Origin of the sequence: Halopseudomonas formosensis (assembly GCF_900115905.1) — a bacterium.
In the GTDB taxonomy this organism is placed as follows: Bacteria; Pseudomonadota; Gammaproteobacteria; order Pseudomonadales; family Pseudomonadaceae; genus Halopseudomonas; species Halopseudomonas formosensis.
Genome location: NZ_FOYD01000002.1, coordinates 227886 through 239523 on the forward strand (window position 1 = coordinate 227886; position 11638 = coordinate 239523).

Annotated in this window: 11 protein-coding genes; 4 read left to right on the top strand and 7 right to left on the bottom strand. The window is 63.6% G+C overall.

The features are described from left to right. Positions 1–9: 9 nt before the first annotated feature. The 4 genes from BM046_RS04095 to BM046_RS04110 form a co-directional block, all read right to left on the bottom strand. Positions 10–507 (bottom strand): C40 family peptidase, encoded by a 498-nt coding sequence (locus BM046_RS04095; protein WP_090537254.1) that lies wholly within the window; start codon positions 505–507, stop codon positions 10–12. A gap of 92 nt (positions 508–599) precedes the next feature. Next, on the bottom strand, positions 600–1274 hold the full coding sequence (locus BM046_RS04100) for a DNA-3-methyladenine glycosylase I (protein ID WP_090537255.1): 675 nt from the start codon (positions 1272–1274) through the stop codon (positions 600–602). An 18-nt stretch (positions 1275–1292) separates the two neighbouring features. Further along, positions 1293–2117, bottom strand: coding sequence for a tRNA 2-thiocytidine(32) synthetase TtcA (ttcA, locus tag BM046_RS04105; RefSeq protein WP_090537257.1), 825 nt, complete (start codon positions 2115–2117; stop codon positions 1293–1295). Between the two features lie 111 nt (positions 2118–2228). Further along, entirely contained in the window at positions 2229–2828 is a 600-nt protein-coding gene (locus BM046_RS04110; RefSeq protein ID WP_090537259.1) for a Yip1 family protein, read from the bottom strand. Between the two features lie 280 nt (positions 2829–3108). Here BM046_RS04110 and BM046_RS04115 point away from each other — a divergent pair, with 280 nt between their 5' ends. Then, a complete protein-coding gene (locus BM046_RS04115; RefSeq protein ID WP_090537261.1) occupies positions 3109–5106 on the top strand; it encodes a choice-of-anchor I family protein in 1998 nt (665 codons plus the stop codon). A gap of 4 nt (positions 5107–5110) precedes the next feature. On the opposite strand, the gene BM046_RS04120 is transcribed toward BM046_RS04115, so the two are convergent. Then, positions 5111–6370 (bottom strand): MFS transporter, encoded by a 1260-nt coding sequence (locus BM046_RS04120; RefSeq protein WP_090537263.1) that lies wholly within the window; start codon positions 6368–6370, stop codon positions 5111–5113. 137 nt (positions 6371–6507) lie between these two features. Between BM046_RS04120 and BM046_RS04125 the strand changes: the two genes are divergently transcribed. Then, complete coding sequence (locus BM046_RS04125; RefSeq protein WP_218149997.1) at positions 6508–6975, top strand: flavodoxin family protein; 468 nt, start codon at positions 6508–6510, stop codon at positions 6973–6975. Positions 6976–6987: 12 nt separating this feature from the next. Here BM046_RS04125 and BM046_RS04130 read toward each other — a convergent pair whose 3' ends face one another. Further along, positions 6988–8274, bottom strand: a complete 1287-nt coding sequence (locus tag BM046_RS04130) for an MgtC/SapB family protein (RefSeq protein ID WP_090537268.1) — start codon at positions 8272–8274, stop codon at positions 6988–6990. A 53-nt stretch (positions 8275–8327) separates the two neighbouring features. On the opposite strand from BM046_RS04130, the gene BM046_RS04135 reads away from it, so the two are divergent. Then, a complete protein-coding gene (locus BM046_RS04135; protein ID WP_090537270.1) occupies positions 8328–8816 on the top strand; it encodes a SprT family zinc-dependent metalloprotease in 489 nt (162 codons plus the stop codon). On the opposite strand, the gene BM046_RS04140 is transcribed toward BM046_RS04135, so the two are convergent. Next, positions 8813–9598 (bottom strand): spermidine synthase, encoded by a 786-nt coding sequence (locus BM046_RS04140; protein ID WP_177197783.1) that lies wholly within the window; start codon positions 9596–9598, stop codon positions 8813–8815. The two genes, BM046_RS04135 and BM046_RS04140, sit on opposite strands and share 4 nt — an antisense overlap. A 197-nt stretch (positions 9599–9795) precedes the next feature. On the opposite strand from BM046_RS04140, the gene BM046_RS04145 reads away from it, so the two are divergent. Beyond that, the gene (locus tag BM046_RS04145) at positions 9796–11622 is read left to right on the top strand and encodes an ABC transporter ATP-binding protein (RefSeq protein WP_090537274.1); all 1827 of its coding nucleotides are present in this window, start codon (positions 9796–9798) and stop codon (positions 11620–11622) included. Positions 11623–11638: the final 16 nt, after the last annotated feature.

The window sequence follows — 11638 nt, forward strand, 5'->3', positions numbered from 1 at the left end:
TGCAGAGAATCAGTGATCGAGCACCCGCCGGGCGCTGATGTAACTGCGCTGCCAGTAACTGGCCTGGAGATCGTCGAGGCGCACTCGTCCACCACTGCTGGGCGCATGCAGGAAGCGCCCATCCCCGACATAGATGCCGGCATGGTCCACCCGCTTGCCACGGGTCGAGAACAGCACCAGGTCACCGGGTTGCAGGGCATCCGTCGCGGCCTTGCGCGGCAGTTCGCTGAGGCCGGCGGTGGTTCTGGGCAGAGTGACCCCAGCCGTCTCTCGGAACACGTAGTTGATCAATCCGCTGCAGTCGAAGCCGGTTTCCGGAGAGCTGCCGCCCCAGCGGTAGGGTGTACCGACCAGGCTGAAGGCGTGGAACAGGATCTCGTCATGGAAAGCGGGCTTGGTGGGCGCTTCGACTGCAACAGGGGGCGGCGGTGGCAAAGGCTGTGGCGCATTGGCACAGCCAGCCAGAACGGCCAGCGCGGTCAGCAGCGGCAACAGGAACAGGCGCATACCTAACCCCTCGGATGGGAAATGCGATTACCTTGCCAAGACAATGGGTTGAGGTCAAGTTCTGAGATACCGCCTGAGCGCTGAAACGTAACTCAATGATTCACCGTGAAGGCCAGCATGACTGACAACTGACACAGTGGCCGACCGCTCTGCTCGACCAGCTGATTGAATGCCTGCTGCACCGTGGCCAGGTCCCGCTGACTGGTGGCCACCGCCCTGTCCAATACACCCATTGCCACCAGCGCTGCCAGCACATCCGCAGTGGTGACGAAGGTGTCCTTGCCGATCATGCGCAGAAAGCGCGGTACCGAGAGCCCGCCCAGCTGGTTGCCCCGGCGGGCCAGCAGACGCCAGAGGCCGACGATATCCTCGGTGGGCCAGTCGGCTATCAGCGCGCCCATGCTGCCGTACTCGCGACTCAGATCCAGCACCATCTGGGCATTGCGCGGCACACTGCGCATCTTGGCCAGGTGCCGGATGAGCCGCTTGTCGCCCATGAGCCGTTCGATGTGCTCGGCACTCATCAGCACCACCTTCTCGGGGTCGAAGCCGAAGAATACTTCCTCGAAGGCCGGCCAGCGGGCATCCACCACGCTGTGCTTGAGTCCCGCCCGGAACACTCTCAGGGCAATGTGCGACAGGTAGCGGTCATCGGGCATGGCCCTGAGCTGCTCCGGATCACGGGGAATCGGCAGACGGGACTCGAGCGCCTGACGGGAGCCGAAGCGGTTAAGGCAATACTCTTCCAGCCACTGGTAGTTGCGCATGACCGCTCCTTGCCGGGGTCAGAGATTCATGATGTTGACGAAGCGCGGCGTGGCGCTGTCATCCACCCTGAGGCTGGCGAAGTCGAACAGCGCGGTATCGGCCAGCTGAGACGGCTGGACGTTGCGCAGGGCGCGGAAAATGTTCTCCACCCGGCCGGGGGTTTCCCGCTCCCAGCTGCGCAGCATCTCCTTGACCACCTGGCGCTGCAGGTTCTCCTGGGAGCCGCAGAGGTTGCAGGGAATGATGGGAAACTCCTTGAGTACCGAATAGGCTTCGATGTCCTTCTCGTTGCAGTAGGCCAACGGGCGGATCACCACGTTGCGACCGTCATCGGAGCGCAGCTTGGGCGGCATGGCCTTGAGGTTGCCGCCATAGAACATGTTGAGGAAGAAGGTCTCGACGATGTCGTCCCGGTGGTGCCCCAGCGCCATCTTGGTGGCGCCGATCTCGTCGGCAAAGGTGTAGAGATTGCCACGACGCAGGCGCGAACACAGGGAACAGGTGGTCTTGCCCTCGGGCACCTTCTCCTTGACGATGGAATAGGTGTCGCGTTCGAGGATGTGGTACGGAATGCCCAGGCCATCAAGGTAGGCCGGAAGCACATGCTCGGGGAAGCCGGGCTGCTTCTGGTCCATGTTTACCGCTACGATCTCGAAGCGGATGGGCGCGACCTTCTGCAGGTACAGCAGCATGTCCAGCATGGTGTAGCTGTCCTTGCCACCGGACAGGCAGACCATGACCTTGTCGCCGTCCTCGATCATGTTGTAATCGGTAACCGCTTCTGCCGTCAGACGACGCAGACGTTTCTGCAATTTGTTCTGGTTCACGCTAAGGCTGGACATGGTGGGGAACCCGGGTGTACTCAAAACCGGGCATTCTACCGGGAATCGACCACCAGAAAAACAGCGGAGCACGCGGAGGGCGCCGGACGGCACCCTCCGCGTTCAGGGATGTCAGCGCAGGTAGACGGGACCGACACCCAGCCCCCAGAAGATGACCGCGGTGGCCATCATGCCGACAAGAACCACCAGTCCCACCGCCAGAATGGAGCTGGCAAACAGGAAGCCTTCCTCCTCCGGGATGCCCATGAAGATGGGGATACCCTGGTACAGGAGGTAGGTGGTGTAGCAGATGGCAACTGTGCCTGCGATCATGGCCAGCCAGAGGTCCGGATACAGGGCCGCCAATCCGGCGATGAACAGGGGCGTGGCGGTGTAGGCGGCGAAGATGACGCATTCGCTGATGGTCGGGTTGGCATCATAGGTCCGCGACATCCAGTGGATGAAAGCACCCATGACCGCTACACCTGCCAGCATCGCAAGCCAGGTGAGCGCCGTCATCTGCAGCGCACTGGCCTGGGTCAGCTTGACCGGTTCCAGGGTACCTATGGTCCAGCCTACCTGGGTTGTGCCTATATAGGCAGATACCGCAGGAATAGCCGCCAGAACCAGTACGTGCACCAGGTAAATCGGCCCGAGAGTCATTTCACCGGCCTTGATGCTTCTCCACGCCTTGTCCGGGTTGGTGAACAGCCCCACAACATTCTGGATCATGGTCTGACCTCCTGATTTATTCTTGTACCAACGCCTATGGCGGCGCCGGGGGGCGGCTGCGACATCGTGTCGCCCACCTGCCTTGACTATAGTCAAATTCGAATAAAGTGGGTCCGCCCCTTTTAGAGAGTTTTGCGGTTACCGCGCGCGCACTGATAGCGAAACCGCATTAGCCTCTCTGCTTCTTCCTGCCGTCTTCATTTCGCAGCAATTTCGTCACCACTCCGTAACCGGCCAGCGTTATCAAGTAGGCGCCCATTTCAATTAACGGAAGCCCTTGATGAAAAGATGGATGATGAGTGCAACTGCCCTGGCGGTTGCGGCCGGTTTGAGCGGTTGTCTTGGTGACAGCGGCGGGAGCAGCAGCGACGGCGTTGTAACGCCCCCCGCTGCTGCACCGCAGGATATCGAGCTGAGTCTGCTGGGCCGCTATTCCACCGGCGCCTATGAGGTCAGCGCGGCGGAGATTCCGGCCTTCGACCCGGTGAACCAGCGCATTTTCATGGTCAACGCCCGGTCCGGGGCGGTGGACGTACTGGATGCCAGCAACCCCGCCACCCCGACGCTGGTCGACTCCCTGGCCACCGATATCCCGGGAGCGACCATCAACAGCGTGGCCTGGCGTGACGGTCTGCTGGCGGTAGCCGTGGAAGCCTCGCCCAAGACCAGCCCTGGCAGTGTGGAGTTGTATGACGCCACTACCCTGACGCTGATCGACCGCGTGCAGGTAGGCGCCCTGCCGGACATGGTCACCTTCACTCCTGACGGCCGCTATGTCCTGGTCGCGAACGAAGGCGAGCCCAGCAATGACTATTCCGTCGACCCTGAAGGCTCAGTCAGCGTGGTGGAAGTACTGGCCGATGGCAGCGGCTTCGGTACAGCTCGGGTTGCGGGCTTCGGTCAATTCGAAGCGCAGAAGCAACAGCTCATCAAGCGCGGCGTACGGATTTATGGTCCGGGGGACAACCGCGTGGCCTACGGCCCCGACAACCTCGCCAGCGTGGCCCGGGACATGGAGCCGGAGTACATCACCGTCTCCCCCGACTCCGGCACTGCGTGGGTTTCCCTGCAGGAAAACAACGCACTGGCACGACTGGACGTCGCCAGCGCGACCATCACCGACATCCTGCCCCTGGGCTACAAGGATTACGGTCAGCCTGGCAACCAGCTCGACGCCAGCGACGAAGACGGCCCTGCTGGAGCTCCGGCACTCAACTTCCAGAGCTGGCCGGGGGTCGTAGGCATGTACCACCCCGATGCCATCGCCAGTTACAGCGTCGAGGATCGCACCTATATCGTCTCGGCCAACGAGGGCGATGCCCGGGCCTGGGGCGAGGATGATGATGCCTACTGGGGCTCGGACGACTCCCTGCCAGGCGATCGCAGCAAGGGCTTTGTCGAGGAGATACGCCTGAAGCATCTGGTTCACCATAATGGCTTCAGCCGCCGTTACGCTGACGACATGCCGCCGCAGCTGGCTGAGCTGGCCAGGGGTGCCCTGCTCGATCCGGCCGTGTTCTCCTATTGCGGTGCCGGTCTGGATCCGAGCAGGCCTTCGGGGTCCTGCCGCGAGGACGAGGCCGATCCGGTGAGCGGTGGCGGTCTGGGCCGGCTGAACGTCAGCTGGGTGCAGGGCTACAAGACCCAGGCCGATAGCAGCCCGGTCTACCACGATGCAGCAGGCAATCCCGACCCGACAGCGGATGCCAGCAACGGCTATCTGATGTACCACACCCTGCATTCCTATGGTGCCCGCTCCTTCTCTATCTGGGATGAGGACGGTGAGCTGGTGTGGGATTCCGGGGATTTCTTCGAGAAGTTTCTCGCCGGTCAGACCGATTACGAGTGCCTGTTGGGTGAGGATCGCAGCATTCCCTGCCTGGAGTACTTCAACTCGGGTCATGACGAAGCCAATGGCTTTGACAGCCGCAGCGACGCCAAGGGGCCCGAGCCGGAAGGCATCGCTCTGGGCCGTATCGGAGAGCAGACCTTTGCCTTCATCGGGCTGGAGCGCATGGGCGGCATCATGGTGTTCGACATCACTGACCCCAGCCAGCCGCTGTTCCAGGATTACCTGAACACCCGGAACAATTGGGTGGACGAGCCGGAGGAGTTGGCCGCTGCTGGGCGCCTGGACGAGGCCGGCGATCTGGGCCCCGAAGGCCTGGCCTTCGTCAGTGCCGAAGACTCCCCTTCCGGCGAGCCGCTGCTGATCGTCGGCAACGAGGTCAGCGGCACCACCGCCATTTTCCAGATCCACCCAAGCGAGCGTCAGTAACCGCTCAGCGGGCGACCTCCGGGTCGCCCGCTTCCTCATCCGGCTTCTGCTCGTCCACCACCATCTCCAGGGCTTCGGCCGACACCGTATGTGCCATGCTGACCTGACGCGCTGCAGCCGCGACGATGCGGTCACGGGTGTGGTACCAGCTCCACAGGCTGTACAGGCCACAGGCACTGAACATGGCCAGGAAATACAGGGGCAGCAGGGTTGCCGAGCCGGCCATCAGCCAACCGGCAATGGCCGGCCCGACTGCCGAACCCACGCCATGCAGCATCAGCATGCCGGCACTGCCGGATAGCACGTCTTCCTTGCGCAGGTGATCGATGAGGTGAGCCACCACCGTGGGATACACCGAAAAGGAGCCTGCACCGAAGAGAGCGGCGCCAATCAGCAACCCTGCCCTCACGCTGCCGAACATGGCCATCACCAGCCCACCCAGCGCCGCCAGACCAGCCACCACCATCAGCGCCATGCGCCGGTCGATGCGGTCGGAGACCATTGCCATCGGCCACTGGGACAGGGCCCCGGCTACCACTACCAGGGACATGAAGCTGGCGATCTCCCCGGTCTCCAATCCCATGCGCCCGGCAAAGAGCGCGCCCAGGCCCCAGAATCCACCCATGGCCAGGCCCGACAGAACCGCGCCGGCGCAGGCGACGGGGGCCGCCCGCCACAAGGCTGTGAGCCGCAGCCCGGGGACGTCGGCTATCTCCGGCTGGGGCAAGCGCGTGGCCACCACCGGCATGATGGCCACGATGACGAAGAAGGCCGAGACGCCGAACATCAGGTTGGCCAGCGGATTGTTTACCTGCAGCAGCTGCTGTGACAGCGCCAGTGCGCCAAGGTTGACCGCCATGTAGACCGAGAACACCCGGGCACGGCGCTCTTTGGGCGCTCCGGAGTTGAGCCAGCTCTCGATGGACGCGGATACCCCCACCAGCATGGTCCCGGCCACCAGCCGCAGGAGCAGCCAGAAGAGCATGTTGACGAACATCACATGGAGAATGATGCAGCCCGCCGCGGCTGAGGCGAAAAAGGCAAAGGCGCGGATATGCCCCATACGACGGATCAGCCGGGGGCACAGCCAGGTGCCGAGCATGAACCCGGCAAAGTAGGCGGATCCGAACAGACCCAGAACCTGATCGGAAAAGCCTTCAGCGTCACCGCGCAGTGGCACCAGTGTATTGAGCAGCCCTGTCCCCATGAGCATGAGGGCTACGCCGGTCAACAGGGCACTGATGGTGGTCACTATGCGTAGCATGCAAGGCCTCTGGCAGAATGATTCAGAAGGTATGGCACCCCATCCAAGCTAAGACAGGATCGGCGATCCCGCCACCGCGCCGAGTAAAACCGCTACACTGGCCGCAAGCCCCTGAACCCGCACCGGAGGGAATGTGCATGCCCGAACGGCATCTGTTGATCGTCGCCCACGCCCCGTCTGAAAACACCCGTCTGCTGCGCGATGCCGCCGTACGTGGGGCCAGCGCGGACACCATCGAGAACGTGCAGGTGCGCTGGGTGGCACCGCTGGAAGCCACCCCGGAGGATGTGCTGCAGGCCGACGGCATCCTTCTCGGCACCACGGAAAACCTGGGCTACATGAGCGGGGCGCTGAAGGATTTCTTTGATCGCTGCTACTACCCGGTGCTGGAGAAGAAGCAGGGCCTGCCCTGCGCCCTCTATATCCGGGCCGGGCATGACGGGACAGGCACCCGCCGGGCGGTGGAGACCATAGTCACCGGCCTGCGCTGGACCTGGGTGCAGGATCCACTGGTACTGCGCGGCGAATGGCAGCCGGGGTTTGTCGGCAGCGTGGAAGAACTCGCACTGTATATGGCTGCCGGGCTGGATGCCGGCATCTTCTGAGCGCTGGGCGCCTCAGACCAGCAGCAGCGCCGCACCACCGGCCAGCAGGGCCAGCAGCAATATGGAGCTGGCCCAGCGCGCCAGAGGCAGTCCGCCGACCACCAACACCATGACCGCCTTGACCGCTGTATTGGTCAGCGCCGCCAGCAGTATGCCGCGCACCGCCACGGTCTCGTCCAGACCATCGCGCGCCTGCTGCGCCAGGGCAATGGTGACCGCGTCCACATCGGCAACGCCTGCCAGCACCGACAGCACATAGACCCCCTGGCTGCCGAACCAGTGCTCGGCACCGCTGGAAAGCATGAAGATCAGGGTCAGCAGCCCGGCCATGACCAGCGCCTGCTGCAGATCCAGCGGGTTGTGCATCGGCGGGGCGTGCCGCACCGGCTGCTCGCCACGGTGGCGCCAGATGATCCAGCCCAGCGCCAGCAGGGGTATCAACGCCAGTGCCATCACGCCCGGCAGCAGAGGCATGACCAAAGCACGGTTGACCACTGCCACCTCGATCAGCAGACGTACCGCCATGGTGCCACAGGCCAGGGCAATCCCGGCGCCAAGCAATGCACTGCGGCTGCTATCTACACGGGCCATCCGCGAGAAGGCCAGGGTCAATGCGGTACTGGAAGCCAGGCCGCCGAGCAACGCGGTCAGCACCAGACCGACCCGATCCCCCAGCAGCCGGACCGCGAAATAGCCGGCGAAGCTGATGCCGGCAATGAGAATGACCAGCCAGCCGATGACCTGGGGATTGATGCTGTCCCAGGGGCCCATGGACTGATTGGGCAGCAATGGCAGCACCACCAGCACTATCACCAGCAGCTGCAGGGAAGCATTGAGCTCCAGCCGCGACAGATTGCGCAGCAGCGCGTGAAGACGCTCCTTGGAGCCGAGCAGCACGGCGGTGACCACGGCCGCCGTGGCCGCCTCCAGATACAGGCCGTGTACTGCCAGGGCCCCCAGCAGGAAGGCCAGCAGGGCTGCCACTTCGGTGGTCGCACCGAGATCGCCGGTTGCCCGGCTGGTGTGGATGTAGCCGGCGATAAGCAGAGCGGTAACGCCGGGCAAGGCCGCCGCCAGCACCCAGTGGCTGCTGAGGATACCCAACTGGGCCACTACCCCGCCGGCCAGTCCCAGCAGACCGAAGGTGCGGATACCGGTCACCGTCTGGTCATCTATCTCTTCGTGGCGGGCGCCGTCCAGATTCTGCGACTGCCAGCCCCTTTCGAAGCCGATGATCAGCCCGACCGCCATAGCGATCAGCAGGCCCGTCAGCTCGATGTCATAACCCAGTCCATTCATTCCTTGTCCGCTTCCTTTTCCCGTCCGGCCCACCGGCCCGTATAATGCGCGCCATGGAACTCATAATGCACCGACTCGAAGAGTGCTACCAGCTCGCCGAGCGCCATTTCAACCGCCCCTTTCCCCGCCCGCAGGTAACCCTGGACCTTCGCGGACAGAAGGCCGGCGTGGCCTATCTGTATCGCAATCTGCTGCGTTTCAATGGGCAATTGTATCGGGAGAACGCCGAGGATTTCCTGCGGCAGACCGTGCCCCATGAGGCAGCCCATCTGCTGGCCCATGCCCTCTATGGCGAGCGCATCCGGCCCCACGGGAAGGAATGGAAGGGGCTGATGACCGGCCTGTTCGGGCTGCCGGCGCTGCGCTGTCATGACTATCAGGTACCCCGGAGGCGCAGTACCCGCTATCTGTACCGCTGCGCCTGCCCCGAGCACATACCCTTCACTCCGCAGCGCCATGCTCTGGTGGCCCGGGGGCGACGCTATTCCTGCCTGCGCTGCGGGAGCATGCTGCGTTTTACCGGCCAGCAGCAGTCGGTCTAGTCGGCCGGGGCGACGACATCCGCCGCCCGGTGCAGATTGTTGATGTAGAGCTGCAGCGAGTAACCCAGCCGCTGTTGCAGACCGGCAGCCCAGTCATGCATCGCCGGGCGGTCCAGGTTCAGGGGTGGCTGACCGGCGGCGGGGATGAACAGCAGTATGTTGCCCTCCTCCACCTGTACCTGCAGATACTGGTCACCGAAGAGCTCGTTGAGCAGGCTGGCACCATAGGGCAGCCCACTTTCGCCCATCTGCCACTGGTTGATCACCAGCACGCCACCGGGGCGCAGGGCCTGCTGGCATTTGTGGAAGAAACCGGACTGCAGTTGCAGCCGCGACAGCCCGCCTTCCATGTACAGATCGACAAACAGCAGGTCGCAGCTGGCAGCAGCGGAGTCGATGTAACGCTCGGCACAACCGATCCTGACCTGAAGACGGGGATCCTCACTCAGGCCGAGCCATTCCCGCGCCAGGGTCACCACCTCGCGGCGCAACTCCACGGCGGTCACCTGCTGCGGATCGAAATGCCGCAGCAGACTGTTGGCCAGGGCGCCGCCGCCCAGCCCCAGCAGGGTCATCTGCGCCGGCGCCGGGACCCAGAAGTTGGCCAGCTGCATGGCGCGGGTGTAGTCGTACTCGAGCCATGCCGGGTCCGGCATGAACACGCAGCTCTGCTCGGTCAGCGAGCCGAAATAGAGAAACCGGTAACCCTCACTGTTCTCGGTGATGCGCAGTGCGCCGTAGTCATCCCGCCGCTGTACCACCAGCGCTTCGCGTCCCGTCATCAAGAATCTGCATACCCTTGTCCACCACAGCCAAAACCAGGTCATGGATCACCCGTACCTGAATCGATGCCTGCCATTGTGGAGCAATTCGGCGCCCACGTCATGGTCGGCACCTCCGGCATCCGGCCGCTTCACTTGAGCCGGACGCGGATCAGCGCGCATAATGCCCAGCCTTCGCTGTTGCCATAGGCCTGCCCATGTTCCGCTGGTTCGAACGACGTCTGGATCCCTTTCCCACCGAGGACCCTGCCCAGCCACCCCGCGGGTTGCTGGCGTTCTGCGTGCATTACACCCGGGGCGCCTGGCCATTCCTGGTCATCTCCGCCCTGCTGACCGCCTCGGTTGCCATCACCGAGGTCTGGCTGTTCAGTTTCCTCGGCAACATAGTCGACTGGCTGTCCCATCAGGACCGCAGCACCTTCGTGCAGAACGAGGGCTGGAAGCTGGCCGGGATGTTCCTGGTGGTCATGGCCCTGCTGCCGCTGCTGGTGCTGACCAGCTCGCTGTTCAACTTCCAGACACTGATGGGCAACTACCCGATGCGCATCCGCTGGCTGGTGCACCGTTATCTGCTGCGCCAGTCGATGAGCTTCTTCCAGGATGAGTTCGCCGGTCGCATCGCTACCAAGGTGATGCAGACGGCGCTGGCGGTGCGCGAATGCGTGATCAAGCTGATCGACGTGCTCAACTATGTTGCGGTGTACTTTCTGGGTACCGTGCTGGTGGTGGGGCTGGCCGACTGGCGCCTGATGATACCGCTGCTGGGCTGGGCGCTGGGTTATACGCTGATGATGCGCCATTTCATTCCCCGACTGGGCAAGGTGGCCGAGGAGCAGGCCGATGCCCGCTCGGTGATGACCGGCGGTATTGTCGATGCCTACACCAATATCCAGACGGTCAAGCTCTTTTCCCATGCCCAGCGCGAGGCGCGGCATGCCCGAGAGGGCATGACCGAATTCATGACCACAGTCTACCGGCAGATGCGTCTGGTGACCCTGGTCAACGTATCGCTCTACCTGCTCAACGGTATGCTGCTGGCCAGCGTGACCGGACTGGCCCTGTGGCTGTGGCTGCAGGCCAGCATAGGCGTGGGTGCGGTGGCGGTGGCCGTCGGTCTGGTGTTGCGCCTGTGGAGCATGTCCCAGTGGATCATGTGGGAGATCTCTGCGCTGTTCGAGAACATCGGCACAGTGCAGGACGGGGTGCAGACCATTGCCCGACCGCAGACGGTAACCGATCATGAGGATGCGAAGGAGCTGGTGGTCAGCCAGGGAGAAATTCGCTTCGATCAGGTCAGCTTCCACTACGGCAAGGGCAGCGGCGTGCTCGAGGATCTCAACCTGCATATCCGCCCGGGTGAGCGCATCGGTCTGGTCGGCCGTTCGGGAGCAGGCAAGTCCACCCTGGTCAATCTGCTGCTGCGTTTCCATGACGTGGAGCGGGGCCGGATCCTGATCGACGGGCAGGATATTGCCGAGGTCAGTCAGGACTCCCTGCGCCGACATATCGGCATGGTCACCCAGGACACCTCGCTGCTGCACCGCTCGGTACGGGACAACATCCTTTACGGGCGCCCTGATGCAACCGAGGAGATGATGCTGGAGGCGGCGCGCAGCGCCCACGCCGATGGTTTCATCCCGGGGCTGAGCGATGCCCGCGGGCGCCGTGGCTATGATGCCCATGTGGGCGAGCGCGGGGTCAAGCTGTCGGGCGGACAGCGCCAGCGCATCGCCATCGCCCGGGTAATGCTCAAGGATGCTCCCATCCTGATTCTGGATGAAGCCACCTCGGCGCTGGACTCGGAGGTCGAAGCGGCCATTCAGGAAAACCTCAATCTGCTGATGCGCGGCAAGACGGTGATCGCCATTGCCCACCGCCTGTCCACCATCGCCGAAATGGACAGGCTCATCGTCATGGACCAGGGCCGCATCGTCGAGGATGGCAGCCACGCCGAACTGATCAGCCGTGGCGGCCTCTATGCCCAACTGTGGGCCCGGCAGTCAGGCGGCTTCCTCGGCGAATAGCCCTCCGCCGCCCTGC

Excerpts from the sequence above, each read along its gene's own strand:
- BM046_RS04095 (WP_090537254.1), bottom strand. The coding sequence starts at position 507 with ATGCGCCTGTTCCTGTTGCCGCTGCTGACCGCGCTGGCCGTTCTGGCT.
- BM046_RS04100 (WP_090537255.1), bottom strand. The coding sequence starts at position 1,274 with ATGCGCAACTACCAGTGGCTGGAAGAGTATTGCCTTAACCGCTTCGGC.
- ttcA (WP_090537257.1), bottom strand. The coding sequence starts at position 2,117 with ATGTCCAGCCTTAGCGTGAACCAGAACAAATTGCAGAAACGTCTGCGT.
- BM046_RS04110 (WP_090537259.1), bottom strand. The coding sequence starts at position 2,828 with ATGATCCAGAATGTTGTGGGGCTGTTCACCAACCCGGACAAGGCGTGG.
- BM046_RS04115 (WP_090537261.1), top strand. The coding sequence starts at position 3,109 with ATGAAAAGATGGATGATGAGTGCAACTGCCCTGGCGGTTGCGGCCGGT.
- BM046_RS04120 (WP_090537263.1), bottom strand. The coding sequence starts at position 6,370 with ATGCTACGCATAGTGACCACCATCAGTGCCCTGTTGACCGGCGTAGCC.
- BM046_RS04125 (WP_218149997.1), top strand. The coding sequence starts at position 6,508 with ATGCCCGAACGGCATCTGTTGATCGTCGCCCACGCCCCGTCTGAAAAC.
- BM046_RS04130 (WP_090537268.1), bottom strand. The coding sequence starts at position 8,274 with ATGAATGGACTGGGTTATGACATCGAGCTGACGGGCCTGCTGATCGCT.
- BM046_RS04135 (WP_090537270.1), top strand. The coding sequence starts at position 8,328 with ATGGAACTCATAATGCACCGACTCGAAGAGTGCTACCAGCTCGCCGAG.
- BM046_RS04140 (WP_177197783.1), bottom strand. The coding sequence starts at position 9,598 with ATGACGGGACGCGAAGCGCTGGTGGTACAGCGGCGGGATGACTACGGC.
- BM046_RS04145 (WP_090537274.1), top strand. The coding sequence starts at position 9,796 with ATGTTCCGCTGGTTCGAACGACGTCTGGATCCCTTTCCCACCGAGGAC.